Below are 25,499 nucleotides of genomic sequence, written 5' to 3' on the forward strand. Positions count from 1 at the left end.
CATTCCCGCAGCCGACAGCTTGCTGACAGGAGACTAATAATATGCTGCCACCGATGCTCCCCTTGAGCGCCGTACCAATCACTTCACAGCAGGATCCGATTCGCCAGCGCCCGGATATTCCGCCTGTGGTGCCGGTGCAGGAAAGCTCCAACGAAAGCACCATCGACCTGCAAAAACGCGATCCGGAAGAGGCGGGTCTGCAACTGCGCGAGGAACAGCGTCGGCAACAGGAGCGCGAGCGCCGTCGTCGTGAGGCCGATGAGGATCCTGAAGAGCACCTGGCGATTCCCGGTAATGAGCTCAATGCCGACAACACCGTACCGGTGGTGCCGTTGATGGAGGATCAGCCACGTCAGGGGTTGTGGGTCGATATCGAGATCTGAAGTGTCGGATCACTGGTCAGCGCCCGCGCCAGACCGCATTATTGACGTAATCCTGTCGCCTTTACCGGCAGTTGAATTCATTTCCAAGCGATGCACTGAACGCCATGAGCCAAGATGACAAGCTGATCGACCTCAACACCGAACGCGCCAAGCGGGTTCATGACCTTAATGAAAAGCGCCTGAATGAAGTACGCCAGGCGTTCGAGCAGGCGATGCCGTTGGGCAAAGCGAAGAAAAAGCCGAAGAACAAACCGAAAAAGCGTTGAAACACCCTGCATCGGTTGATGCAGGTCAGTTATTTCCCTTCCTTTTACGCCCGTCTCGGGCGGCATTGATCCCGGTCAATTTTCTCTCCTGCCCAATTGGTTAACTTAGCCCCATCGCAACAGGGCAAGTGCAGGAGGCCAGTCATGTTTTTTGACAACGTGGTGATCGCCGGAGTGCTGACTGTCGGCCTCATGGTTCTGTTTTTTGCAGGGTTTGGATTTTTTATCTGGAAGGATTCGCATAAGCGGAAAAAAACGTAGGGTCTTTCTGGAGCAATGAGCACGCAAGGCATTTTGGGCGACTTCGGTCGCCCTTTTTTTTGCCTGCAAAAATCTGTCGGATGTACATAGAGCTACTGTGGGAGCGGGCTTGCTCGCGAAGGCGTCAGGTCAGCCAACATCAATGTTGAATGACACACCGCTTTCGCGAGCAAGCCCGCTCCCACATTTGATTTGTGGTGTCTTTTTGGAAGATTGCAGCAATAAAAAAGGCGCGAACCCCACGGAACGCGCCTTTTTTGTGCCACTGCGTATCAGCTACCCAGTGCTTTCGACGCCAGCCAGAACAGGCCGGCCGACAGGGCCACGGTGGCTGGCAGGGTCAGGACCCAGGCCAGCAGGATGGTTCTGACGGTGCCGCCTTGCAGGCCGCTTTTGTTCGCGACCATGGTACCGGCCACGCCTGAAGACAGGACGTGAGTGGTGGAAACCGGCAGACTGAAGATGTTCGCCGCGCCGATCATGCACGCTGTGGTGATCTGCGCCGACATGCCTTGGGCATAGGTCATGCCTTGCTTGCCGATTTTCTCGCCGATGGTCAGGACCACGCGTTTCCAACCGACCATGGTACCCAGGCCGAGGGCCAGTGCGACCGCCAGAATCACCCAGAACGGGGCGTATTCGGTGGTGGTGGTCAGGTCTTTGCGCAGCTTGTCCAGGTCCGCCTTTTCACGGGCTGCGAGGCCAGGCAACTTGCTGACTTTCTTCGCCGTGTCGTCCAGGCAGAGCAGGTAACGACGCACTTCGATGCGGCTTTCCGACGGCAGCGAGTGGTAGTCGGCTACGCCCTTGAGGGTGTCCAGCAGGGCGGCGATGGTCGGTTCGGTTTGTTGCGGGTTGCAACGGAATTTCTCCGGCAGATCACCTTGTACGCTCTTGCCCAGGGCCAGGTATTCACCCAGCGTATCGGCATTGCGCTTGTAGAACTGGCTCAGGTGCAGGGTCGCATCGCGAGTACGTTCGATCTGGTAGGTGGTGCTGTTCAGGTCGAGAACGAACTGCGCCGGCACGATGCCGATCAGCACCAGCATGATCAGGCCAATACCTTTCTGGCCATCGTTCGAGCCGTGTACGAAGCTGACAGCCATCGCCGAAATCACCAGCACCAGACGGTTCCAGAATGGCGGGTGTTTCTTGTCGTCGATCTTGCGGCGCTGTTCTGGTGTCTTGTGCATCTTGGACAGCGGACGCCACCATTTAAGACTGATCAGCACCAGGGCTGCGATCAGGAAACCGGCCATTGGCGAGAACACCAGGGAGGCACCGATATCGATCGCCTTCTGCCAGTTCACGCCATCGGCCAACGGAATGTCGTTGATCAGGGCGTTGGCCAGGCCGACACCGAGGATCGAACCGATCAGCGTATGAGAGCTGGAGGCGGGGATACCGAAGTACCAGGTGCCCAGGTTCCAGGTGATGGCCGCGGCGAGCAACGAGAACACCATGGCCAGTCCGTGACCGGTGTTCACATTGATCAGCAGTTCTACCGGCAGCAAATGGACGATGGCATACGCCACGCCCACACCGCCCAGCAGCACGCCGAGGAAGTTGAACACACCGGAAAAGAACACCGCCAGATGAGGCGGCATGGCTTTGGTGTAGATAACAGTGGCCACCGCGTTTGCGGTGTCATGAAAGCCGTTGATGAACTCGAAGGCGAGGACAAAGGCCAGGGCGAGCAAGAGGCTCACAAGCACCCAAGCATCCAGTCCGCTGAATAAATCGATCATGAAGGTTTTCTGACCCGGTCGTAAGGGGGCGCGATTATGCCAGAAAAGATGGGTAATCGATGCACTAGCTGCTCATCGGTTACATTCTTCAACGAATTATTTTGTGGCAATCCCCCAGGCCCCAGGTTTTTTCGGGGTTTTACAAGTCATTGAATTTACTTGCAAAGGCCGTAGCCACAAGGGTTTCTCCCGGCAGGGCGAGAGGCTTGAACGCGTGTATGAAATATCTGAGAAGAAGGTCGGACAGGAGCCATTTACCTCATCCAATGGATGAGGGGACCGCCGCCCGCTTGTAGCGGGCGCGAAAAGCATCATCGATACAGCCCGCTTTTAACAGGTGTAGATGCAGGCTCTTGAAAGAATTCAAACCGAGGCAGTCATGGCTCTTCGGCTTTGAGTTCCTTTTCCATCTTCTGCAATTCCTGGGAGAAGGCCTGGTCCTGAACGGTGGCGCGTTTGCGCCAGGGTTTGCGTTCGGGTTCGGGCTGAGCGGCGTAGGTGGTGACTTCCCCGCCGTAAACTTCCTTGTAACGTTGTTCCTGGCGCTCAAGTTCCGCGCGCAGTTCGTCTTTCGTCACAGTGCTACCTGATTGAGTTGAGATTAATTCTGGTGAAACGCGCTGCATCGATTTATTGACCACGCTCGTTGAAGGGACAATGCCTGACACGGCATCGTTCCCTCGGAGCAATCAATTCGTCCTTGTTGCAGGCGGCCACGGCACCAGAGAAAAACAGCTGACGTAGCATCAGTCTCCTGTTTCAGCGAGCGCGTTGGCGGAGCATATGAAATGAGCGTCAGGCGCTTGCTGCGGACAGCGGCAATGGATATTGCGCTGCCGGTTGGCGAAATCGGCACGTAAAAAACCGGTCGCCACTGAGATGCATTATAGCGGTCGATCCGAAGAACACTATCTCTTGAGAGTTAAAAGTAGTTCCTGGTGTGTGATTGTTTTGTTACTCGCAAACTTTTACCGGTAACTACGGTGCCGTGATGCCAGTTACAGCGGTGACTTTCTGGCGCCATTAAGCCGAACGAATTAGTACACCGATGCTTCTTTAAAACGTGACCGAAAATAACAAATATATTGCAGGGGGATGAAAGCAGTAGGGCTCACTATAAGCAACCGCTGATTGCGATTATCGGCCTATGGTTCGATAATCGCCCGATCTTGGTGGCCGGTGGCTTGTGTGTCAGACCGGGAGCCGCTTGTAATAGTCGCTGATCCGTGTGGGAAACAACCGATATGAACGATCAAATGCGCAATTCCTTCGCTTCAGTGGCACCGCCGATCGTTGCCTCGCCCGCCAAGCGAATCCAGGCGCTGACCGGTGACCCGGATTTCATGACCTCCCTGGCCCGTGGCTTGGCGGTGGTGCAAGCGTTCCAGGAGCGCAAGCGGCACCTGACCATTGCGCAGATCAGCCATCGCACGGAAATTCCCCGCGCCGCTGTGCGACGTTGCCTACACACCCTGATCAAGCTCGGCTACGCCACCACCGACGGACGCACCTATTCGCTGTTGCCCAAAGTACTGACCCTGGGCCATGCCTATTTGTCGTCGACGCCATTGGCGGTTTCTGCCCAGCCGTATCTGGACCGCATGAGCGAGCAACTGCATGAGGCCTGCAACATGGCCACGCTGGAGGGCGATGACATTTTGTACATTGCACGCTCGGCGACCACCCAGCGGCTGATTTCCGTCGACCTCTCGGTGGGCGGGCGATTGCCGGCCTATTGCACGTCCATGGGCAGGATTCTTCTCGCCGCGCTGGACGACACGTCACTGCGCGAATACCTCGACCATGCAGAGCTGCAAGCCAAGACCAGTCGCACGTTGCATACCCCCGAGGCGTTGCTCGAATGCCTGCAAGAGGTACGGCAGCAAGGCTGGTGCATCGTTGATCAGGAATTGGAGCAGGGCCTGCGCTCAATTGCCGTGCCGGTGTACGACGCGTCCGGCCAAGTGGTGGCGGCCTTAAACGTCAGCACCCACGCCGGCCGGGTCAGTCGCAACGAGTTGGAGCAACGTTTCTTGCCAGGCCTGTTAAGTGCCAGTCGTGACCTGAGCGCGCAACTCTTTGCCTAAGCTGTTCGATAAACGCACAGAGTCGCGTTTATCGAATTGACGCTCTTTCCCTTGCATCATTAATGTCGCGGCAGCGTCATCCGGCACTTCGGGTCTTCAGTCAGTCGCCGGATCACGCCCCAATAATAATGAGAAGAGGCATCGTCATGCGCACGTTTCCCGACTGTCGCTGTTTCCATCGGTTTAGCTGCCGAAACCGGATTGCCTGATCCCGACCTCCTTTCTTGTCATAGCGTCAGCCCCGGCTGGCACCTGTTCGACTGCGTTCTTTGCGTGGAATAAAAATAATGAACCAGCCTCAGTCTGCTGTAGGAAACTGCCTCGACGTGCAGTCCTTCATCAACACTCAACCCATTTCGCGCTACCAATGGCGGGTGGTGATTCTATGTTTCCTGATTGTTTTCCTCGATGGCCTCGACACCGCGGCCATGGGTTTTATCGCGCCGGCACTGTCCCAGGACTGGGGCATCGATCGCGCCAGTCTCGGCCCGGTGATGAGTGCGGCGTTGATCGGGATGGTCTTCGGCGCCTTGGGTTCCGGCCCATTGGCGGACCGCTTCGGGCGAAAAGTCGTACTGGTGGGCGCGGTGTTGGTGTTCGGCGCTTTCAGCCTGGCGTCGGCCTATAGCACCAATGTTGATCAACTGCTGGTACTGCGATTCCTCACCGGTCTGGGCCTGGGCGCCGGCATGCCGAACGCCACCACGCTGCTGTCCGAATACACCCCGGAGCGCAAAAAATCCCTGCTGGTGACCAGCATGTTCTGCGGCTTCAACCTTGGCATGGCCGGGGGCGGGTTCATCTCGGCCAAACTGATCCCGGCCTTCGGCTGGCACAGTCTGTTGATGATCGGCGGGGTTCTGCCGCTGATCCTCGCTGTCGTCTTGCTGTTCTGGTTGCCGGAGTCGGCGCGCTACCTGGTGGTGCGCAATCGTGGCACGGACAAAGTGCGCAAGGCCTTGGCGCCGATCGACCCGACGGTAGTGGCTCAGGCTTCGAGCTTCAGCGTGCCGGAACAGAAAACCGTGAAGGCACGCAATGTGTTTGCGGTGATCTTCTCCGGCACTTACAGCACCGGCACGTTGTTGCTGTGGCTGACGTACTTCATGGGCCTGGTGATCGTTTACCTGCTGACCAGTTGGTTGCCGACACTGATGCGCGACAGCGGCGCGAGCATGGAACAGGCGGCGTTCATTGGTGCGCTGTTCCAGTTCGGTGGGGTGTTGAGCGCAGTGGGTGTGGGCTGGGCGATGGACCGGTTCAATCCGCACAAGGTCATCGGCATTTTCTACTTATTCGCCGGGGTATTTGCCTACGCGGTAGGGCAGAGCCTGGGCAACATCACATTGCTGGCGACCCTGGTGCTGGTAGCCGGGATGTGTGTCAACGGCGCGCAATCGGCGATGCCGTCGCTGGCGGCGCGATTTTACCCGACTCAAGGGCGGGCAACCGGTGTGTCGTGGATGCTCGGGATTGGCCGCTTCGGCGCGATCCTCGGTGCGTGGATGGGCGCAACGTTGCTGGGCCTGGGCTGGAACTTCGAACAGGTGCTGACGGCGCTGGTGATTCCGGCCGCGTTGGCGACCACGGCGGTGGTGATCAAGGGCATGGTCAGCCATGCGGATGCGACCTGAGGGCAAGTTTCGACAGTGATCGTTCCCACGCTCCGCGTGGGAATGCCTCAACGGACGCTTTGCGTCCGCTTTTGGGACGCGGAGCGTCCCCGGGCTGCATTCCCACGCGGAGCGTGGGAACGATCGGCGCAGGAGATCGGTAGTGAGACAACAATCTGTTCGATAAACGAACACTCAGTCGATTATCGGATTGTTTAGCGTTTTTCAGGGGCTTAACCTTCAGTCATTCCGGCGCCGAACCTCGCGCCTTTTTCTACCACTGTCGGTTCATAACAAAACGGGAGCCTGCCCCATGGCTGAAATCCTTTCGCTGCATGACGCGGTAAAGCAGTTCGTCAACGACGGCGATACCGTCGCGCTCGAAGGCTTTACTCACCTGATTCCTACGGCGGCGGGTCACGAAATCATCCGCCAGGGCAAGAAAGATCTGACCCTGGTGCGGATGACGCCCGACTTGATCTACGACCAGTTGATCGGCGCCGGTTGTGCTCGCAAGCTGATTTTCTCCTGGGGCGGTAACCCAGGTGTGGGCTCGCTGCACCGTCTGCGTGACGCGGTCGAAAGACAGTGGCCGCATGCGCTGGAAATCGAAGAGCACAGTCACGCCGACCTGGCCAATGCCTACGTCGCGGGCGCTTCGGGCTTACCGTTCGCGGTTCTGCGTGCCTACGCCGGTTCCGACCTGCCGAAGGTCAACCCGCTGATCAAAACCGTCACGTGCCCGTTCACCGGCGAAGTGCTGGCGGCGGTGCCGTCAGTGCGCCCGGACATCACCGTGATTCACGCGCAAAAAGCCGACCGCAAAGGCAACGTACTGCTCTGGGGCATTCTCGGTGTGCAGAAAGAAGCGGCGTTGGCCGCCAAGCGCTGCATCGTCACTGTTGAAGAAATCGTCGACGACCTCAACGCACCGATGAACGCTTGCGTGCTGCCGACCTGGGCCTTGAGCGCGGTCTGCCATGTACCGGGGGGCGCGCATCCGTCCTACGCCCACGGTTACACCGAACGCGACAACCGCTTCTATCAAGCCTGGGACCCGATTGCCCGCGACCGTGAAACCTTCACCGCGTGGATCAACGAGTACATCCACGGTTGCGCTGACTTCAGTGAGTTCCAGGCCAAGCTGGCCGCTGCTTCGGAGGCCAAGTAATGACTTACACCACCAATGAAATGATGACCGTCGCCGCCGCCCGCCGTCTGAAAAACGGTTCGGTATGCTTCGTCGGCATCGGCCTGCCGTCGAAAGCCGCCAACCTGGCACGTCTGACTTCTTCGCCAGATGTCGTCCTGATCTATGAATCGGGTCCGATCGGTGCCAAGCCCAGCGTACTGCCGTTGTCGATCGGCGACGGTGAACTGGCGGAAACCGCCGACACTGTCGTCCCGACCGGTGAGATTTTTCGCTACTGGTTGCAGGGCGGGCGCATCGACGTCGGTTTCCTCGGAGCCGCGCAAGTCGACCGTTTCGGCAACATCAACACCACGGTGGTGGGCGACTACCATCAGCCGAAAGTTCGCCTGCCGGGCGCCGGTGGCGCGCCGGAGATCGCCGGTTCCGCCAAAAGCGTACTGATCATCCTCAAGCAGTCAGCGCGCTCCTTTGTCGACAAGCTCGACTTCATCACCTCGGTCGGTCATGGCGAGGGCGGTGATTCACGCAAGCATCTCGGCCTGCCGGGCGCCGGTCCTGTCGGCATTATTACCGACCTGTGCATCATGGAACCCGAAGCGGATACTCATGAATTCGTGGTGACCGCGCTGCACCCAGGCGTGACTCGCGAGCAAGTGATTGCCGCCACCGGCTGGGCGATTCGTTTTGCCGATCAGGTGGAAAACACCGCCGAGCCCACCGATGTCGAGTTGACGGCGCTGCGTGATCTGGAAGCCCGCACCGCTGCCGCCCACGACCAAGCACCCGGAGAAGCCTGATGCGTGACGTTTATATCTGCGACGCCATTCGCACCCCCATCGGCCGTTTCGGCGGCGGCCTGTCGACGGTTCGCGCCGATGATCTGGCCGCCGTGCCGATCAAGGCACTGATGGCGCGCAACCCCTCGGTGGACTGGAGCGCGGTGGACGAGGTGTTCCTCGGTTGCGCCAACCAGGCCGGCGAAGACAACCGTAACGTGGCACGCATGGCGTTGTTGTTGGCGGGCTTGCCGGAAACCATTCCCGGGGTCACCCTCAATCGCCTGTGCGCTTCGGGCATGGATGCGATCGGTACGGCGTTTCGGGCCATCGCCAGCGGCGAGATGGAGCTGGCGATTGCCGGCGGCGTCGAGTCGATGTCTCGCGCACCGTTCGTGATGGGCAAGGCCGATGCGGCGTTCTCGCGCAACATGAAACTGGAAGACACCACCATCGGCTGGCGTTTCATCAACCCGTTGATGAAAGCCCAATACGGTGTGGATGCGATGCCGCAGACCGCCGATAACGTGGCCGACGATTACCGGATTTCCCGCGCCGATCAGGATGCGTTCGCCCTGCGCAGTCAGCAACGCACGGCCGCCGCGCAGGCAGCAGGATTTTTCGCCGAAGAAATCGTCGAAGTGCGCATTGCCCACAAGAAGGGTGAAAGCGTGGTCACGCAGGATGAGCATCCCCGTGCTGACACGACACTGGAAACCCTGGCCAAACTCAAACCGGTCAATGGCCCGGACAAAACCGTCACCGCTGGCAATGCCTCTGGTGTGAATGACGGTGCGGCGGCGTTGATCCTGGCCTCGGCCGAAGCAGTTAAAAAGCACGGCCTCACCGCCCGCGCCAAAGTGCTCGGCATGTCCAGTGCCGGCGTTGCACCTCGGGTGATGGGCATCGGCCCGGTGCCAGCTGTGCGCAAATTGACCGAGCGCCTGGGCCTGGCCGTCAGCGATTTCGACGTGATCGAACTCAACGAAGCCTTCGCCAGCCAAGGCTTGGCGGTGTTGCGTGAACTGGGGCTGGCGGATGACGCGGCCCAGGTCAACCCGAACGGTGGCGCCATTGCCTTGGGCCATCCGCTGGGCATGAGCGGCGCGCGTCTGGTACTGACCGCGCTGCATCAGCTGGAAAAGACCGGTGGCAAGAAAGGTCTGGCGACCATGTGCGTCGGTGTCGGCCAGGGTCTGGCCTTGGCGATCGAACGGGTCTGACGCCCTTGGCTGTGAATAAAGCGTCGACTAATAAGAACTGAGGAAAGCGTAATGACTGACAAGCCTGGTTACCGTCGCCCGCAGGCGGGCACTCAGCCGGAATACCTGCACCCTCCTTATCAATCCACCAACCTTCGCTCGCCCTCCAAGCCGTTGGTGTTTTTGCCTCATTCGCTGTCGGAAATCACCGGGCCGACCATCGGCGCCGAGCGCATCGAGGAGCAGGACAATGACCTGACTGCCCAGCACTCGGGCGAACCACTGGGTGAACGGATCATCATTCACGGCCGTGTGCTGGATGAAAACGGTCTGCCGGTGCCAGGCATTTTGGTGGAGATCTGGCAGGCTAACGCCGCCGGTCGCTACAACCATGCGCGCGACCTGCACGACGCGCCGCTGGACCCGAACTTCACCGGCACCGGCCGCACCGTGACTGACGCCGATGGCTGGTATCAGTTCCAGACCATCAAGCCTGGCGCCTATCCGTGGGGTAACCATCACAACGCCTGGCGCCCGGCGCACATCCATTTCTCACTGTTCGGGCCGAGCATCCTGACGCGCCTGGTGACCCAGATGTATTTCCCGGGCGACCCGTTGCTGGCCTACGACCCGATCTACAACTGCGTGCCCGATACCAGCGCCAAAGAGCGCCTGATCGCCCGTTTCGACCTGGAAAAAACCATCCCTTCCTACGCCCTCGGTTATCGCTGGGACATCGTCTTGCGCGGCCGCGATGCCACGCCGATGGAGAAATAAGATGACGCTGAACGCGACCACGTCCCACACCGTCGGGCCGTATTACCACATCGGCCTGACCTGGCTGAACCGTGAAGACCTGACCGTTGCACAAACCCTCGGCGAGCGCGTGGCGATCACTGGGCAAGTTGTCGATGGCAATGGCGACTTCGTCAACGACGCCATGCTCGAAGTCTGGCAGGCCAACGCCGCCGGCAAGTACGACCACCCCGAAGACGATCAAGACAAACCCCTGGACCCGAACTTCGAAGGGTTTGGCCGGGTGCCGGTGGATGCAGAAGGGCGCTTTCGATTTACCACGATCAAACCGGGCACAGTGGAAGGCCTGAAGGGCACGACCCAGGCGCCGCATTTGGTGGTACTGGTGTTTGCTCGCGGGTTGGTAAAGCACTTGCTGACGCGGATTTACTTTGATGGCGAACCGGCCAACGTGGCGGATCCGTTGCTGGAGTGCGTGCCCGCTGAACGCCGTAGTACCTTGCTGGCGAAGAAGGATGCTGCGGGTGTTTATCAGTGGAATGTGATTTTGCAGGGAACGGATGCCGAGACGGTGTTTTTTGATTATTGATTGAGCGCCGCAAAACCTGTGGGAGCGGGCTTGCTCGCGAAGGCGGTGTGTCAGGCGACATCAATGTTGGCTGTGCCGCCGTCTTCGCGAGCAAGCCCGCTCCCACAGGGATAGCATTGCCAATTGTGGAACGGGATTGTTGCAAGGTGTGTCTAGACTCTCACGGTCCCCAAAAGAGTGAAGAACGATGACAACCCTCACAGCTCTCTACACCAGTGAAGAACGCAACAAAAGGATCTTTGCGATTGTCGGCGCCTCGTCCGGCAACCTGGTTGAATGGTTCGACTTTTACGTCTACGCCTTCTGCGCAATCTATTTCGCCCCGGCGTTTTTCCCGTCCGACAACCCCACGGTACAGCTGGTAAACACGGCGGGCGTATTCGCTGCCGGGTTTCTGATGCGGCCTATCGGCGGTTGGATCTTCGGTCGGGTGGCGGACAAACACGGGCGCAAGAATTCGATGTTGATCTCGATTCTGATGATGTGCTTCGGTTCGTTGCTCATCGCCTGCCTGCCGACCTACAACAGCATCGGGGTCTGGGCGCCGATCATGCTGTTGTTCGCGCGCTTGCTGCAGGGTTTGTCGGTGGGCGGTGAGTACGGCACCACCGCGACCTACATGAGCGAAGTCGCCCTCAAGGGCCAGCGCGGTTTCTTTGCCTCATTCCAGTATGTGACGCTGATTGGCGGGCAGTTGCTGGCGGTGTCGCTGGTGGTGGTCCTGCAGCAGTTTCTCAGCGAGGATGAATTGCGTGCCTATGGCTGGCGAATTCCGTTCGTGGTCGGTGCGGCTGCGGCATTGATTTCGTTGTTCCTGCGTCGTGCGCTCAAGGAAACCACCAGCAAGGAAATGCGCGAAAACAAGGACGCCGGCAGCATCCGTGCACTGTTGCGCGATCACAAGGCTGCGTTCATCACCGTGCTGGGTTACACCGCCGGCGGTTCGCTGATTTTCTACACCTTCACCACGTACATGCAGAAGTACCTGGTGAATACCGCCGGCATGCACGCCAAGACCGCGAGCTACATCATGACCGGCGCGCTGTTCCTTTATATGTGCATGCAACCGTTCTTCGGCATGCTCGCCGACAAGATCGGCCGGCGCAATTCGATGCTGTGGTTCGGCGCCCTCGGGACGTTGTGCACCGTACCGATTCTGTTGAGCCTGAAAAGTGTCAGCAGTCCGTTCCTGGCCTTTGTCCTGATTACCCTGGCGCTGGCAATCGTGAGTTTCTACACCTCGATCAGCGGTCTGGTGAAAGCCGAGATGTTCCCGCCAGAGGTACGCGCCTTGGGCGTCGGCCTGGCGTATGCGGTGGCCAATGCAATCTTCGGCGGTTCGGCGGAGTATGTGGCGCTGAGCCTTAAAGCCGGCGGCATGGAAAACTCGTTCTACTGGTACGTGACGGTGATGATGGCGGTCGCGTTCCTGTTCAGCCTGCGTCTGCCAAAACAGGCGAAGTATTTGCAAAACGACCTTTGATCTTTACGCGAGGGCCTGACCGGCCCTCGCCTGCAAGGACTGTTTATGAATCAGCGACCGGGCAATCAATTGTTCGATGCCTACTTCACGGCACGCGACATGCGTGAGGTGTTCTGCGATCAGGGCCGGGTTCAGGCCATGCTTGATTTCGAAGCGGCACTGGCCCGGGCCGAGGCGCGGGTCGGGCTGATTCCGCAGGCGGCTGTCGCATCTATCGACGCGGCATGTCGGGCCGAGCATTACGACTTCGCCGCGCTGGGTGAGGCGATTGCCACGGCGGGCAATTCGGCGATTCCGCTGGTCAAGGCGTTGGGCAAACAGATCGCAAAGAACAATGCCGAAGCCGAGCGTTACGTGCATCTGGGCGCGACCAGCCAGGATGTAATGGACACCGGCCTGGTGCTGCAACTGCGCCGCGCGCTGGAATTGATCGAAGCTGATCTGGCGCAATTGGGGGAAACCCTCGCGACCCAGGCCAGGCGTTACGTCGCCACGCCAATGGCCGGACGCACTTGGCTGCAGCATGCGACACCGGTCACCCTCGGCATGAAAATCGCCGGTTGGCTGGGGGCGGTGACGCGCAGCCGTCAGCGTCTGCGGGAACTCAAACCGCGCCTGTTGGTGCTGCAATTGGGTGGTGCCTCCGGCACCCTCGCGGCCCTCGGCGAGCAGGCGATGCCGATTGCCGAAGCCTTGGCCGCAGAACTGCAACTGACCTTGCCGGATCAACCCTGGCACACCCAGCGTGATCGTCTGGTGGAGTTCGGCGCGGTGCTTGGACTGATCGCCGGCAGCCTCGGCAAACTCGGTCGCGACATCAGCCTGTTGATGCAGACCGAGGCCGGCGAAGTGTTTGAACCGTCGGCGCCGGGCAAGGGCGGTTCTTCGACCATGCCGCACAAGCGCAACCCGGTGGGCGCGGCGGTGCTGATCGGTGCGGCGACGCGGGTGCCGGGTTTGCTCTCGACCTTGTTCAGCGCGATGCCGCAGGAACACGAACGCAGCCTGGGCCTGTGGCATGCCGAATGGGAAACCCTGCCGGAGATTTGCTGTTTGGTGTCAGGCAGCCTGCAGCAAGCGCTGTTGGTGGCCGACGGACTGGAAGTGGAGGCCGACCGCATGACACGCAACCTCGACCTGACCCAAGGCCTGGTACTGGCCGAAGCCGTGAGCATCGTGCTGGCACAACGGGTCGGTCGCGACACTGCGCACCATCTGTTGGAGCAGTGCTGCAAGCGCGCAGTGGCCGAGCAACGTCATTTGCGCGCGGTGCTCGGTGACGAGCCGCAGGTGACTGCCCAGCTGTCGGAGGCCGAACTCGATCGTCTGCTGGACCCCGCCCATTACCTCGGTCAGGCCCATACCTGGGTCGAGCGATCGGTGGCTGAACATTTTGCGTTGATAGCTTGAAGGAGACTGCCGTGGCATTCGTACAACTCGCCGAGGGCGAACTGCATTACCAAATAGAGGGCCCTAACGAGGCGCCGGTGCTGGTGCTGTCCAACTCGCTGGGCACCGAGCTGCACATGTGGGACGCGCAGATCCCGGCGTTCAGCGAGCATTTTCGCGTGCTGCGTTTCGATACCCGTGGTCACGGCCAATCGTTGGTGACGCCGGGGCCGTACCGCATCGAGCAACTGGGCCGCGACGTACTGGCGCTGCTGGATGCGCTGCACATCGAGCGCGCGCATTTCTGTGGTTTGTCCATGGGCGGGTTGATCGGCCAGTGGCTGGGGATCAATGCCGGTCAGCGATTGAACAAACTGATCGTGTGCAACACCGCGGCGAAAATCGGCGACCCGACGGTGTGGAATCCACGGATCGAAACCGTGTTGCGTGACGGAGCGGCAGCTATGGTCGCATTGCGTGATGCGTCGATTGCGCGTTGGTTCACTGCGGATTTTGCCGAGGCCAATCCGGCAGCGGTGAAGCGGATTACCGACATGCTCGCGGCCACGTCGCCTGAAGGTTACGCGGCCAATTGCGCGGCGGTGCGCGATGCCGATTTCCGTGATCAGCTGTCGTCGATTCAGGTGCCGTTGCTGGTGATTTCCGGCAGCGAAGATGCGGTGACGCCACCGTCCGGCGGGCATTTCATTCAGGCACATGTGCGGGGCGCGGAGTACGCCGAGTTCTACGCCGCGCACCTGTCCAACGTCCAGGCCGGCGCTGTATTCAGCGACCGAGTACTGGCTTTTTTGTCAGCTCATTGAGGGGATTGTTGTGGACGAGAAACAACGTTACGACGAGGGCCTCAGTGTTCGCCGCGCAGTACTGGGCGACGCCCATGTCGACCGCAGCCTGAACGCACTGACCGAGTTCAACTCGGAGTTCCAGGAGATGATCACCCGCCACGCCTGGGGCGACATCTGGACCCGCCCGGGCCTGCCGCGCCACACCCGCAGCCTGATCACCATCGCCATGCTGATCGGCATGAACCGCAACGAAGAACTCAAACTGCACCTGCGCGCCGCCGCCAACAACGGCGTAACCCGCGGCGAGATCAAGGAAGTGATCATGCAGAGCGCGATCTACTGCGGCATCCCGGCGGCCAACGCGACGTTCCACCTGGCTGAATCGGTGTGGGATGAGTTGGGGGTGGAGTCGCGGGAGTAACTGTCCACCACAACCCCTTGTGGGAGCGGGCTTGCTCGCGAAAGCGGTTTAACATTCAGCATTGATGCAAGCTGATGCACCGCTTTCGCGAGCAAGCCCACTCCCACATTTGGTCTGTGTTTACAACAAACTGATCGGATAGCTGACGATCAACCGGTTCTCGTCGAACTCGTTGTTGCTGAAGTCGCGGCGGATGGTCGAGTTGCGCCATCTGACATTGAGATCCTTGAGCGTGCCGCTCTGCACGGTGTAGCCCAGTTCGCTTTCGCGGCCCCATTCCTTGCCGTCGCTGGTGGTTGCGGTGTGTACGTTGTCGCCGCTGATGTAGCGGTTCATCAACGTCAGGCCCGGCACGCCGAGGGCGGCGAAGTTGTAGTCGTGGCGCAGTTGCCAGGATTTTTCCTTCGCGTTGTCATAGCTGGCGTTGTAGCTGTCGTTGGCCAGGGTGCCGCCGCTGGTGCCGTTAACCCGCATCCAGGCGCTGTCACCGGTGAGTTTTTGCAGGCCGACGTAGAAGGTGTTGCCGCCGTATTTGGCCGAGAACAGGCCCGACCAGGTCTTGTTGTCCAGCTCGCCGGCCCGGGCACTGCCGTCATCCTTGCCGTAGAAGAACCCCAAATTGGCGCCGAATGTCCAGTCGCCCAGTGGCTGGGTGTGGATGAGGTTGACGTATTGCTGGCTGTAGATGTCCTTGAGTTCAGCGTTCCACAGGCCGATCTGAGTGCGTTTGCCGTTGAAGGCATATTCACCGCCCTGGAAGTTGAAGCGGTCTGAGGTGAACGCCGTTTTGCCGGTCATCGACATGTCATTCATGCTGCTGTCGTCGCGCGGGCTGTTGGCGCGGAACTGGCCGCCGTAGAGGGTCAGGCCGTCGATTTCCTTCGAGGTGATCTGGCCGCCACGGAAGGTTTGCGGTAGCGAGCGACCGTCGTCCGAACGCAGGATCGGCAGCACCGGCATCCACTCGCCGACCTTCACTTCGGTCTGGGACAGCTTGGCCTTGAACGCCACGTTGGTGCGACCGAAGTTATCCGCCGGGCGACCATCGTGATCCAGCGGCAACAACTGCGTACCGCCGGTGCCTTTGCCTCCGTCGAGCTTGACCGAGTACAAACCCAGCACGTCCATGCCAAACCCGACGGTGCCTTGGGTGAACCCGGACTTGGCGTCGAGGATGAAGCTTTGCGTCCACTCTTCAGCCTTGCCCTGGCTTTTGGTCGGGTTGGTGAAGTTACGGTTGATGTAGAAATTGCGCAGGTTCAGGTTGACCTTGGCGCCTTCGACAAAACCCGCTTCCTCGGCCATGGCGGGCAGGGCCGTACTGGCCAGTGCAACGGCGATGAGGCTGGGAAAGAAATACTGCGCGGTGGAAGGGGTCATGGGCTCGGGTCTCTCTAATTCTTGGGGATGAAACGGGGCGGTGCCGCAACGTTTGGGTTGCAGACATAAGATGTCGAATTCAGAAAAGTGGGGGCGAAGTCAGCCGGACAGGGCAGGGCGCGGGGACATGGTGTCGAACCTGTTGTTATTGGTTTTGTGCGACAGATGGTGAGGGAAAGGGACTAAACGGTTCAATCGGCGAGGGCGGGTTCTGGGCGATTATCGAACGGCAAAAGATCTTTTTATCTGGCTTTTCCCACCGCCAACAAAAAGCCCACCAATCGGTGGGCTTCGTGTTTTTACCGCGCTATCAGAACAACTTCATCTTCGGCGCTTCTTCTTTCAACGGCTCGTTCTTCGCCGTCTGTTCATTCCAGCCACCACCCAACGCCTTGTACAGATTGACTGCGCTGGTCAGCTGCGCCAGACGGTCGGTGATCAGCGCCTGTTGGGCACTGAACAACTGGCGCTGGGCATCGAGGAAGGTCAGGTTGCTGTCGACACCGATGCGGTAGCGACGCTCGGCCAGACGGTAGTAGTCCTGGTTGGCGCTGACGAAATCACGCTGAGCCTGCAACTGCTCGGTGTAGGTCTGGCGTGCGGCCAGGCCATCGGCGACTTCCTGGAAGGCCGTTTGAATGGACTTCTCGTAGTTCGCCACGCCGATGTCTTTTTGGATTTTGGAGTAATCCAGGCTGGCGCGCAGGCTGCCGGCATTGAAGATCGGCAAGTTGATCTGCGGCTGGAACAACCAGGTGCCCGAACCGCCCTTGAACAGACCGGACAGGTCCGGGCTCAGGGAGCCGGCATTGGCGGTCAGGCTGATGCTCGGGAAGAACGCGGCCCGTGCCGCGCCGATGTTGGCGTTGGCAGCTTTGAGGTTGTACTCGGCCTGAAGGATGTCCGGACGACGTTGCAGCAAGTCCGACGGCAGGCCGGCCGGCACTTCGCTCAGCACGTCGTCCGACAGTGGCTTGGCCGCTTGCAGATTGGCCGGAATACCGGTGCCGAGCAGCAGCACCAGGCTGTTTTCATCCTGGGCAACCTGACGGGTGTATTTGGCCAGTTGCGCACGGGCGTTTTCCACCGAGGTACGCGACTGGGCCAGATCCAGTGCCGAGGCGACACCCACTTCGTTGCTGCGCGAGGTGAGCTTGTAACTCTCCTCGTAGGCGCCGAGGGTTTCCTGGGTCAATTTCAGCAGCTCTTTATCAGCCTGCCAGGTCAGGTAGGCATTGGCCACACTGGCCACCAGGCTGATCTGCGTGCTGCGGCGTGCTTCTTCAGTGGCGAAGTATTTCTGCAGGGCTTCTTCGCTCAGGCTGCGAACCCGACCGAACAGGTCGAGTTCATAAGCGCTGATGCCGACGGTGGCCGAGTAGGAACTGGAGATGGCTGCTTCACCGGTCTGCGAGGCCCGTGCCGGAACTCGCTGACGGCTGCCGCTGCCGGTGGCCGAAACGGCCGGGAACAGATCGGCACGCTGAATGCGGTATTGAGCCGCATAAGCGTCGATGTTCAGCGCCGCGACGCGCAGGTCACGGTTGTTCTCCAGCGCGGTCTGAATCAGCTGTTGCAGCGCCGGGTCGTGGAAAAACTGCTTCCAGCCTTGTTCGGCAGCGGCCTGGTTAGGCGCCTGGGCCGGCGAATAGGCCGGGCCTTGCGGGTATTGGCCCGCCACCGGTGCTTCAGGCTGCTGATAATCGGGTATCAGCGAGCAGCCGCTCAGCACGAAGGCGGCGACTGCGATGGAGAGTAGCGACTTGCTCATTAGCCAGCCTCTTTAGATGGTTCAATGGCGTCATCCTGATCGGCGACTTTGCGCTGGCCCATGGACGACACGGTGACAAAGAACAAGGGGACCCAGAAGATCGCCAGCACAGTGGCTGTGATCATACCGCCAATCACCCCGGTACCGATCGCATGCTGGCTACCCGAACCTGCGCCCGTGGAAATGGCCAGCGGAACCACACCGAGCACGAACGCGAGCGAGGTCATGATGATCGGTCGCAGACGCATCCGGCAGGCTTCGATCGCGGCATCGCGCAAGCTGCGTCCTTGCTCATGCAGTTCCTTGGCGAACTCGACGATCAGAATGGCGTTTTTTGCCGCCAGGCCGATCGTGGTCAACAGCCCCACCTGGAAGTACACGTCGTTGGACAGGCCACGCATGCTGGTCGCCATCAGCGCACCGATAATCCCCAGCGGTACCACCAGCATCACCGCGATCGGGATCGACCAGCTTTCATACAGCGCCGCCAGACACAGGAACACCATCAGCAGCGACAAGGCGTACAACGCTGGCGCTTGCGAGCCGGACAGACGTTCCTCGTACGACAGGCCCGTCCAGGAAATACCGACACCGGCCGGCAGTTTCTTGGCCAGGGCTTCGACTTCGGCCATCGCTTCACCAGTGGAATGGCCTGGCGCCGGGGCACCGAGGATTTCCATCGCTTCTACGCCGTTGTAACGGGCCAGTTTCGGCGAACCGTAGATCCACTCACCTTTGGCGAACGACGAGAACGGAACCATGGTGCCGGCGCTGTTGCGCACGTACCACTTCTTCAGGTCTTCGGGGCTCATGCGAGCGCCAGGCAGGCCTTGGATGTAAACCTTTTTCACGCGACCGCGGTCGATGAAGTCGTTCACATAGCTACTGCCCAGGGCAATCGACAGGGTGTTGTTGATGTCGGTGAGGGTCACGCCCAGGGCACTGGCCTTCTCATCGTCGATTTCCAGCTGATATTGCGGCTCGTCGTTCAGGCCGTTAGGACGGACTTGCGACAGGACCTTGCTTTGCGCCGCCATGCCGAGGAACTGGTTACGGGCTTCCATCAGCTTTTCGTGACCGATACCGGCGCGGTCCTGAAGGAACACGTCGAAACCGGTGGCGTTACCCAGTTCCAGTACCGCCGGTGGTGCGAAGGCAAACACCATGGCGTCGCGGAAGGTAAAGAAGTGCTGTTGGGCACGGGCCGCCAGTTTGAACACGCTGTTGTCGGCGTTACGTTCTTCCCACGGTTTGAGCATGATGAACGCCATACCCGAACTCTGACCACGGCCGGCGAAGTTGAAGCCGGTCACGGTAAACACCGAGGCCACTGCATCGCCTTCACCGCCCTCCGAGCTCGGACGCAGCAGGAATTCGCGCATTTCGTCCACGACCACTTGTGTACGCTGGGAGCTGGAACCGGCCGGTGTCTGCACTTGCGCAAACAGTACGCCCTGGTCTTCTTCCGGCAGGAACGCCGTTGGAATACGGGTGAACAGCCAGATCATGCCGACCACAATGATCAGGTACGCCAGCAGGTATGGAGCCTTGTGCGCGAGCATGTTGCCCACGCCGCGCTCGTAGCTTTTGACGCCACGGTCGAAGCTGCGGTTGAACCAGCCGAAGAAGCCGCGTTTCGGCGTGCCGTGCTCACCTTTCGGAATCGCCTTGAGCATGGTTGCGCAGAGCGCCGGGGTGAAGATCAACGCCACCAATACCGACAAGGCCATGGCCGAAACGATGGTGATCGAGAACTGCTTGTAGATCACACCGGTGGAGCCACTGAAGAACGCCATCGGCAGCAGTACCGCCGACAGCACCAGGGCGATACCGACCAGGGCACCCTGGATCTGCCCCATGGATTTCTTCGTGGCCTCCTTGGGTGACAGGCCTTCTTCGCTCATGACCCGTTCGACGTTTTCCACCACGACGATGGCATCGTCCACCAGCAAGCCGATGGCCAATACCATACCGAACATGGTCAGGGTGTTGATGCTGAAGCCGAACGCCGCGAGGATCCCGAACGTACCCAGCAATACCACCGGCACGGTCATCGTGGTGATGACGGTGGCGCGGAAGTTTTGCAGGAACAGGAACATCACCAGGAACACCAGCACGATCGCTTCGACCAGGGTTTCAACCACGCCCTTGATCGACTCGGTCACCACCGGGGTGGTGTCGTACGGGAACACCACTTCCATCCCTTCCGGGAAGAACGGCTTGAGGGTGTCGATGGTATTGCGCAGGGCTTTTGCGGTGTCGAGGGCGTTGGCGCCGTTGGCCAGTTTCACCGCCAGGCCGGAAGCCGGGGCGCCGTTGAACTGGGCGCTGATCGAGTAGTTTTCGCCACCCAGACCGACTTCCGCAACGTCGCCGACACGTACTTGCGAGCCGTCCTTGTTGACCTTCAGCAGGATCGCCTTGAACTGCTCGGCGGTCTGCAGACGGGTCTTGCCGATGATCGTCGCGTTCAGCTGTTGGCCGGGCAGGGCAGGCAAACCGCCGAGTTGACCGGACGAGACCTGGACGTTCTGCGCCGCGATGGCGGTTTTCACGTCCACCGGGGTCAGGTTGTAGTTGTTCAACTTGGCCGGGTCCAGCCAGATCCGCATCGCGTACTGGGCACCGAAGACCTGGAAGTCACCGACACCGGCGGTGCGCGAAATCGGGTCCTGCATGTTCGACACGATGTAGTTGGACAGGTCGTCCTTGGTCATGCTGCCGTCGCGCGATACCACGCCGATGACCATCAGGAAGTTTTTCACCGACTTGGTCACGCGGATGCCCTGTTGCTGCACTTCTTGCGGCAGCAGCGGGGTGGCCAGGTTCAGCTTGTTCTGGACTTGAACCTGCGCGGTATCGGAGTTGGTGCCCTGCTCGAAGGTCGCGGTAATGGTCATGTTGCCGTCGGAGTTACTTTCCGAGGAGACATAACGCAGGTTATCGATACCGTTGAGCTGTTGCTCGATCACTTGCACCACGGTGTCCTGCACGGTTTGTGCAGACGCGCCCGGGTAGGTCACCGAGATCGCAATGGCCGGAGGCGCAATGCTCGGGTATTGGTTGATCGGCAGTTTGAGAATCGATAGAGCCCCGACCAGCATAATCACCAGGGCAATTACCCAGGCGAAAATCGGACGGTCGATAAAAAATTTCGACATGGTTTACTCCCCTTTGCCGCCGGCAGCAGTATTAGCTGCCTGTGCGGTGGCCGGGCTCTTTGCGCCAACGTTAGTGGCTTCAGTGGCTTTCACTTCAACGCCAGGTCTGACGAATTGCAGCCCTTCGGTGATCACGCGATCACCTGCCTTCAGCCCGTCCTCAATCAGCCATTGGTTACCGACGGTGCGGCTGGCCTTGAGCTGACGCAGTTCGACCTTGTTGTCCGGACCGACGACCAGCGCGGTCGGAGAGCCTTTGAGGTCGCGGGTCACGCCTTGTTGCGGGGCCAGAATCGCCGCGCTGTCCACACCGGCCTGCAACTGAGCGTGAACGAACATGCCCGGCAGCAGGGTGTGATCAGGGTTCGGGAACACGGCACGCAGGGTGACGGAGCCGGTGGTCTGGTCAACCGACACTTCGGAGAACTCGAGCTTGCCGTCCAGCTGGTACTGGCTGCCGTCTTCGAGCGTCAGCTTGACCGCGGCGGCATTATCGCCGGCCTTTTGCAGACGACCGCTTTCCAGTTCGCGACGCAGCTCAAGCAGCTCCACCGAAGACTGGGTGACGTCGACATAGATCGGGTCCAGTTGCTGGATGACGGCCATGGCGTCGGTTTGGCCATTGCTGACCAGCGCGCCTTCAGTCACCGACGAACGGCCGATGCGACCGGAGATCGGTGCGTAAACCTTGGTGTAGCGCACGTTGATCTGGGCGCTTTGCAGGGACGCTTCCGATTGCAGGCGGTTGGCCAGCGCGGTGTCGTATTCCTGACGGCTGACGGCCTGTTCGTCGACCAGTTGCTTGTAGCGGTCGGAGATCGACTTGGTCGAACGCAGGTTGGCTTCGGCGCTTTTCAGGGTCGCGTCATAGACCGATGGGTCGATCTGATAAAGCTGCTGACCGGCCTTGACGTCGCCGCCTTCCTTGAACAGTCGTTTGAGAATGATGCCGTTGACCTGTGGGCGAACTTCGGCGATGCGGAACGCACTGGTGCGCCCCGGAAGTTCGGACGTCAGGGTGAAGGCTTGAGGTTGCAGGGTTACGACGCCGACCTGAGGGGCTGGTGCGGCAGGTGCCGCCTCTTCCTTTTTACATCCGCTGAGCAGCGATGCCAGGGCGACGGCAGTAACCAGAGCGGTAACAGCTGGCTTGAATTGCATGAAGATCCTCGGGTCAGGCGCGCAATTGCGCACAAGAAATGTGGAAGGTTAAAAATTTTTTGCCGGGTGGATAAGTAGCTTGCTAAGGAATATACTTACGTTCATGGTTGTTTGTAAAGGCTTGGCAGAGTATCCACACGGTTACAAAAGCCATCCAAAGGTTTGAATTGTAGGCCGCAGACGAAGCCCGAGAGCGCTCGCCCCACTTTTCTTCAGCTGATATTCAGACGTCGCTGAAGCACCCCTGATTGAGGTTTTACTGCCATGGTCCGTCGTACCAAAGAGGAAGCTCAAGAAACCCGAAGCCAGATACTCGAAGCGGCAGAAAAAGCCTTCTACGAGCGGGGCGTGGCCCGCACGACGCTGGCGGATATCGCTACCCTGGCCGGCGTGACTCGCGGGGCCATCTACTGGCATTTCAGTAATAAGGCGGATCTGGTGCAGGCGATGCTCGATACCTTGCATGAGCCGCTGGATGAAATGGCCAAGGCCAGTGAAAGCGAAGATGAACTCGATCCGCTGGGCTGCATGCGCAAGCTGCTGATTCATTTGTTTCATCAAGTTGCCCTGGACCCGAAAACCCGACGCATCAACGAGATTCTGTTTCATAAGTGCGAATTCACTGATGAAATGTGCGACCTGCGCCAGCAGCGCCGAACGGTCAGTCTCGATTGCAATGTGCGAATCGCGCTGGCCCTGAGTAATGCGGTGAATCGCGGGCAGTTGCCGGAAGACCTTGACACTGCTCGCGCGGCCATCAGCCTGCATGCGTACGTCGATGGCATTCTGTATCAGTGGCTATTGGCTCCCGACAGTTTTCAACTGCACACCGAAGCCGAGCGCTGTGTCGATACAGGGTTGGATATGCTGCGCTTGAGTCCCAGTCTGCGCAAATGAAACAAAATGCGTAATTGGATCCATTTGTGTCAAGACTTGAAGCGAGAAGACGCCCTCGCTTCACTCGCCTTTTTGTAATGGGGTGCTTTTATATAGGTACGTTCGCCGAGTTGATAGGTAGCGAGCTACGTATTTTGTAGGAATTTTGTGTCGAGTCTGTGAATGAATGTTAACAACCCGGGCTACAAGGGCGCCGAGCAGCCGATAAAGGGTATCGCACTGATTTGCCTGGCGGTGTTGTTATTCGCCAGTCACGATACGTTGTCCAAATACCTGTCCGGTTTTTACCCGATCGTGATGGTGGTGTGGGCACGCTACGTGGTGCACACCTTGTTGATGCTGGTGATTTTCGTGCCGCGCACTGGTTTTTCAGCGGTGGTGCGCACCAAACGGCCCGGGTTGCAGTTTCTGCGGGCCCTGTGCCTGATCGGCACCAGCCTGTTTTTTACCACCGGCCTGCGTTACATCCCCTTGGCCGAAGCCACGGCCGTTAACTTCCTTGCACCCCTGTTAGTGACGGCGCTGTCTGTGCCGTTGCTGCATGAGCGGGTGACGCGTAACCAATGGCTGGCGGTGCTGGGTGGGTTTGTTGGCGTGTTGATCGTCGTACAGCCTGGCGGTGCGCTGTTCACCCCGGCGATTCTGCTGCCGCTGTGTTCGGCGCTGTGTTTTGGCTTCTATCAATTGCTCACCCGCCTGCTCAGCGGTATCGACAGCCCGACCACCAGCAACTTTCTGACCGGTATTCTCAACAGCCTGATCATGACTGCGTTGTTGCCGTTTTTCTGGAGCACGCCAACGTTGCTGCACGGCCTGTTCATGATCGGGCTGGGCACTTGCGGCATGCTCGGTCACATGTTGTTGACCCAGGCCTTCCGCCATGCAGCGCCGGCGATGTTGGCACCGTTCAGTTACGGGCAGATCCTGTTTGCGGGGATGTACGGGTATTTGATCTTCGACCATACCCCGGACAGCTTCGGCGTGATCGGGATCACGGTGATTTGCCTCAGCGGTCTTGCGGTCGCCTGGGGACAGCGCAAGCGCTGACAGTATTGCAGCCGCCAAACGATCCTTTGATCTTCCATACGCAAAAGCCCCGGCTCTTTCGAGTCGGGGCTTTTGCATTTCAACGGCGGATGTTTACAGCACCGGGTAGTCGATGTAACCGACCGGCCCCTTCGCATAGAACAGTTCCGGACGTGCTTCATTCAACGGCGCATCGGCCTTCAAGCGCGCCGGCAGGTCCGGGTTGGCGATAAACGGTACGCCGAATGCCACCGCGTCAGCCTTGCCACTGGCCAGCCACTCGTTGGCGCTGTCCTTGGTGAAGCGTTCGTTGGCGATGTACGGGCCGCCGAAGGCTTCTTTCAGTTGTGGGCCGAGGCTGTCGCCGGCTTCTTTCTCGCGCGAGCAAATGAAGGCGATGCCACGCTTGCCCAGTTCGCGAGCGACATAAGTGAAGGTCTCGGACAGGTTGTCGTCGCCCATGTCATGGAGATCGGCACGTGGTGACAGGTGCACACCCACGCGGCCCGCGCCCCAGATTTCGATGGCGGCATCGGTCACTTCCAGCAACAGGCGCGCACGGTTTTCCAGGGAGCCGCCATAGTTGTCGGTGCGCTGGTTGGTGCTGCTTTGCAGGAATTGGTCGAGCAGGTAACCGTTGGCGCCGTGGATTTCCACACCGTCGAAACCGGCCGCCTTGGCGTTCTCGGCACCCACGCGGTAAGCGTCGATGATGTCGGCGATTTCCGCGGTTTCCAGGGCGCGCGGGGTAGGGAAGTCGGCCAATGGACGCACCAGGCTGACATGACCCTTGGGCTGGATGGCACTCGGCGCGACCGGTGCTTCGCCGTTCAGGTACAAGGGGTGGGAAATCCGGCCCACGTGCCACAGTTGCAGGAAGATTTTGCCGCCAGCGCCGTGGATTGCTTTAGTAACGTTGCTCCAGCCGCGCACCTGGTCGTTGGACCAGATACCGGGGGTGTCCGGGTAGCCCACGCCTATCGGCGTGACCGACGTGGCTTCGCTGAGGATCAGGCCGGCAGAGGCGCGCTGCACGTAGTACTCGGCCATCAGCGCATTCGGCACACGGCCTTCGTCGGCGCGGCAACGGGTCAGCGGCGCCATGATGATGCGGTTGGCCAACTCGAGGTCGCCCAGTTTGATCGGATCGAAAATAGTCGTCATTTAATA

23 protein-coding genes are annotated in these 25,499 nt (G+C 59.7%); 16 read left to right on the plus strand and 7 right to left on the minus strand.

The window, feature by feature from the left end:
- Nucleotides 1–41 precede the first annotated feature (41 nt).
- The 3 genes from IB250_RS12450 (at nt 42) to ccoM (ending at nt 910) form a co-directional block, all read left to right on the plus strand.
- Entirely contained in the window at nt 42–383 is a 342-nt protein-coding gene (locus IB250_RS12450) for a hypothetical protein (protein ID WP_052966937.1), read from the plus strand.
- A 104-nt stretch (nt 384–487) separates the two neighbouring features.
- Nucleotides 488–649: a hypothetical protein gene (locus IB250_RS12455; RefSeq protein WP_007906621.1), complete on the plus strand. Its 162-nt coding sequence runs from the start codon at nt 488–490 to the stop codon at nt 647–649.
- Between the two features lie 144 nt (nt 650–793).
- The gene (gene ccoM, locus IB250_RS28920; RefSeq protein WP_318652654.1) at nt 794–910 is read left to right on the plus strand and encodes a cytochrome c oxidase subunit CcoM; all 117 of its coding nucleotides are present in this window, start codon (nt 794–796) and stop codon (nt 908–910) included.
- 272 nt (nt 911–1,182) lie between these two features.
- Here ccoM and IB250_RS12460 read toward each other — a convergent pair whose 3' ends face one another.
- Nucleotides 1,183–2,658: an inorganic phosphate transporter gene (locus IB250_RS12460; RefSeq protein ID WP_192344300.1), complete on the minus strand. Its 1,476-nt coding sequence runs from the start codon at nt 2,656–2,658 to the stop codon at nt 1,183–1,185.
- Between the two features lie 377 nt (nt 2,659–3,035).
- A complete protein-coding gene (locus IB250_RS12465) occupies nt 3,036–3,236 on the minus strand; it encodes a hypothetical protein (RefSeq protein ID WP_007903846.1) in 201 nt (66 codons plus the stop codon).
- A 666-nt stretch (nt 3,237–3,902) separates the two neighbouring features.
- Here IB250_RS12465 and pcaR point away from each other — a divergent pair.
- The 11 genes from pcaR (at nt 3,903) to pcaC (ending at nt 14,933) form a co-directional block, all read left to right on the plus strand.
- Entirely contained in the window at nt 3,903–4,745 is an 843-nt protein-coding gene (gene pcaR / locus IB250_RS12470; protein WP_008074568.1) for a pca regulon transcriptional regulator PcaR, read from the plus strand.
- A gap of 287 nt (nt 4,746–5,032) precedes the next feature.
- Nucleotides 5,033–6,379 (plus strand): MFS transporter, encoded by a 1,347-nt coding sequence (locus tag IB250_RS12475; RefSeq protein ID WP_038979258.1) that lies wholly within the window; start codon nt 5,033–5,035, stop codon nt 6,377–6,379.
- A 292-nt stretch (nt 6,380–6,671) separates the two neighbouring features.
- On the plus strand, nt 6,672–7,529 hold the full coding sequence (locus IB250_RS12480) for a CoA transferase subunit A (protein ID WP_007903838.1): 858 nt from the start codon (nt 6,672–6,674) through the stop codon (nt 7,527–7,529).
- Complete coding sequence (locus IB250_RS12485; RefSeq protein ID WP_192344301.1) at nt 7,529–8,308, plus strand: CoA-transferase subunit beta; 780 nt, start codon at nt 7,529–7,531, stop codon at nt 8,306–8,308. Before IB250_RS12480 ends, IB250_RS12485 begins: the two co-directional genes overlap by 1 nt.
- Nucleotides 8,305–9,510 (plus strand): 3-oxoadipyl-CoA thiolase, encoded by a 1,206-nt coding sequence (gene pcaF, locus IB250_RS12490; protein WP_192344446.1) that lies wholly within the window; start codon nt 8,305–8,307, stop codon nt 9,508–9,510. The genes IB250_RS12485 and pcaF overlap by 4 nt, the downstream gene beginning before the upstream one ends.
- Before the next feature lie 51 nt (nt 9,511–9,561).
- Nucleotides 9,562–10,266, plus strand: coding sequence for a protocatechuate 3,4-dioxygenase subunit beta (gene pcaH / locus IB250_RS12495; RefSeq protein ID WP_192344302.1), 705 nt, complete (start codon nt 9,562–9,564; stop codon nt 10,264–10,266).
- Nucleotide 10,267: 1 nt separating this feature from the next.
- Nucleotides 10,268–10,834 (plus strand): protocatechuate 3,4-dioxygenase subunit alpha, encoded by a 567-nt coding sequence (gene pcaG, locus IB250_RS12500; protein ID WP_192344303.1) that lies wholly within the window; start codon nt 10,268–10,270, stop codon nt 10,832–10,834.
- Between the two features lie 187 nt (nt 10,835–11,021).
- Nucleotides 11,022–12,317 carry an MFS family transporter gene (locus IB250_RS12505; protein WP_192344304.1) on the plus strand — a complete coding sequence of 432 codons (1,296 nt, stop codon included), beginning with the start codon at nt 11,022–11,024 and terminating at the stop codon, nt 12,315–12,317.
- Between the two features lie 45 nt (nt 12,318–12,362).
- Nucleotides 12,363–13,727 (plus strand): 3-carboxy-cis,cis-muconate cycloisomerase, encoded by a 1,365-nt coding sequence (locus IB250_RS12510; RefSeq protein WP_192344305.1) that lies wholly within the window; start codon nt 12,363–12,365, stop codon nt 13,725–13,727.
- Nucleotides 13,728–13,738: 11 nt separating this feature from the next.
- Entirely contained in the window at nt 13,739–14,530 is a 792-nt protein-coding gene (gene pcaD / locus IB250_RS12515) for a 3-oxoadipate enol-lactonase (RefSeq protein ID WP_192344306.1), read from the plus strand.
- Between the two features lie 10 nt (nt 14,531–14,540).
- Nucleotides 14,541–14,933 (plus strand): 4-carboxymuconolactone decarboxylase, encoded by a 393-nt coding sequence (pcaC, locus tag IB250_RS12520; protein ID WP_192344307.1) that lies wholly within the window; start codon nt 14,541–14,543, stop codon nt 14,931–14,933.
- A 120-nt stretch (nt 14,934–15,053) separates the two neighbouring features.
- Here the strand turns inward: pcaC and IB250_RS12525 are convergent, their stop codons facing one another.
- The 4 genes from IB250_RS12525 to emhA all read right to left on the minus strand — a co-directional run bounded on the left by IB250_RS12525 (nt 15,054) and on the right by emhA (nt 22,406).
- Complete coding sequence (locus tag IB250_RS12525; protein ID WP_192344308.1) at nt 15,054–16,313, minus strand: OprD family porin; 1,260 nt, start codon at nt 16,311–16,313, stop codon at nt 15,054–15,056.
- Between the two features lie 310 nt (nt 16,314–16,623).
- Nucleotides 16,624–18,084 carry an efflux RND transporter outer membrane subunit EmhC gene (gene emhC / locus IB250_RS12530; protein WP_123499202.1) on the minus strand — a complete coding sequence of 487 codons (1,461 nt, stop codon included), beginning with the start codon at nt 18,082–18,084 and terminating at the stop codon, nt 16,624–16,626.
- The gene (emhB, locus tag IB250_RS12535; RefSeq protein WP_192344309.1) at nt 18,084–21,245 is read right to left on the minus strand and encodes an efflux RND transporter permease subunit EmhB; all 3,162 of its coding nucleotides are present in this window, start codon (nt 21,243–21,245) and stop codon (nt 18,084–18,086) included. Before emhB ends, emhC begins: the two co-directional genes overlap by 1 nt.
- Before the next feature lie 3 nt (nt 21,246–21,248).
- The gene (gene emhA / locus IB250_RS12540) at nt 21,249–22,406 is read right to left on the minus strand and encodes an efflux RND transporter periplasmic adaptor subunit EmhA (RefSeq protein ID WP_192344310.1); all 1,158 of its coding nucleotides are present in this window, start codon (nt 22,404–22,406) and stop codon (nt 21,249–21,251) included.
- 264 nt (nt 22,407–22,670) lie between these two features.
- Here emhA and emhR point away from each other — a divergent pair, with 264 nt between their 5' ends.
- Together emhR and IB250_RS12550 are read left to right on the plus strand one after the other, a co-directional pair.
- Nucleotides 22,671–23,303: an efflux system transcriptional repressor EmhR gene (gene emhR, locus IB250_RS12545; RefSeq protein ID WP_192344311.1), complete on the plus strand. Its 633-nt coding sequence runs from the start codon at nt 22,671–22,673 to the stop codon at nt 23,301–23,303.
- Nucleotides 23,304–23,465: 162 nt separating this feature from the next.
- The gene (locus IB250_RS12550) at nt 23,466–24,350 is read left to right on the plus strand and encodes a DMT family transporter (RefSeq protein WP_192344312.1); all 885 of its coding nucleotides are present in this window, start codon (nt 23,466–23,468) and stop codon (nt 24,348–24,350) included.
- 93 nt (nt 24,351–24,443) lie between these two features.
- Here the strand turns inward: IB250_RS12550 and IB250_RS12555 are convergent, their stop codons facing one another.
- A complete protein-coding gene (locus IB250_RS12555; protein ID WP_192344313.1) occupies nt 24,444–25,493 on the minus strand; it encodes an alkene reductase in 1,050 nt (349 codons plus the stop codon).
- Between the last annotated feature and the right edge of the window lie 6 nt (nt 25,494–25,499).

Source organism: Pseudomonas sp. PDM09, assembly GCF_014852305.1.
Classification (GTDB): Bacteria; Pseudomonadota; Gammaproteobacteria; order Pseudomonadales; family Pseudomonadaceae; genus Aquipseudomonas.

Bases quoted from the DNA above. Each gene is read 5' to 3' on its own strand.
- emhA (WP_192344310.1), bottom strand. From the start codon at position 22,406: ATGCAATTCAAGCCAGCTGTTACCGCTCTGGTTACTGCCGTCGCCCTG.
- IB250_RS12525 (WP_192344308.1), bottom strand. From the start codon at position 16,313: ATGACCCCTTCCACCGCGCAGTATTTCTTTCCCAGCCTCATCGCCGTT.
- emhR (WP_192344311.1), top strand. From the start codon at position 22,671: ATGGTCCGTCGTACCAAAGAGGAAGCTCAAGAAACCCGAAGCCAGATA.
- IB250_RS12475 (WP_038979258.1), top strand. From the start codon at position 5,033: ATGAACCAGCCTCAGTCTGCTGTAGGAAACTGCCTCGACGTGCAGTCC.
- IB250_RS12460 (WP_192344300.1), bottom strand. From the start codon at position 2,658: ATGATCGATTTATTCAGCGGACTGGATGCTTGGGTGCTTGTGAGCCTC.
- IB250_RS12480 (WP_007903838.1), top strand. From the start codon at position 6,672: ATGGCTGAAATCCTTTCGCTGCATGACGCGGTAAAGCAGTTCGTCAAC.
- ccoM (WP_318652654.1), top strand. From the start codon at position 794: ATGTTTTTTGACAACGTGGTGATCGCCGGAGTGCTGACTGTCGGCCTC.
- IB250_RS12450 (WP_052966937.1), top strand. From the start codon at position 42: ATGCTGCCACCGATGCTCCCCTTGAGCGCCGTACCAATCACTTCACAG.
- IB250_RS12485 (WP_192344301.1), top strand. From the start codon at position 7,529: ATGACTTACACCACCAATGAAATGATGACCGTCGCCGCCGCCCGCCGT.
- IB250_RS12505 (WP_192344304.1), top strand. From the start codon at position 11,022: ATGACAACCCTCACAGCTCTCTACACCAGTGAAGAACGCAACAAAAGG.
- pcaR (WP_008074568.1), top strand. From the start codon at position 3,903: ATGAACGATCAAATGCGCAATTCCTTCGCTTCAGTGGCACCGCCGATC.
- IB250_RS12550 (WP_192344312.1), top strand. From the start codon at position 23,466: ATGAATGTTAACAACCCGGGCTACAAGGGCGCCGAGCAGCCGATAAAG.
- pcaH (WP_192344302.1), top strand. From the start codon at position 9,562: ATGACTGACAAGCCTGGTTACCGTCGCCCGCAGGCGGGCACTCAGCCG.
- IB250_RS12455 (WP_007906621.1), top strand. From the start codon at position 488: ATGAGCCAAGATGACAAGCTGATCGACCTCAACACCGAACGCGCCAAG.
- IB250_RS12555 (WP_192344313.1), bottom strand. From the start codon at position 25,493: ATGACGACTATTTTCGATCCGATCAAACTGGGCGACCTCGAGTTGGCC.
- IB250_RS12510 (WP_192344305.1), top strand. From the start codon at position 12,363: ATGAATCAGCGACCGGGCAATCAATTGTTCGATGCCTACTTCACGGCA.
- emhB (WP_192344309.1), bottom strand. From the start codon at position 21,245: ATGTCGAAATTTTTTATCGACCGTCCGATTTTCGCCTGGGTAATTGCC.
- pcaG (WP_192344303.1), top strand. From the start codon at position 10,268: ATGACGCTGAACGCGACCACGTCCCACACCGTCGGGCCGTATTACCAC.
- emhC (WP_123499202.1), bottom strand. From the start codon at position 18,084: ATGAGCAAGTCGCTACTCTCCATCGCAGTCGCCGCCTTCGTGCTGAGC.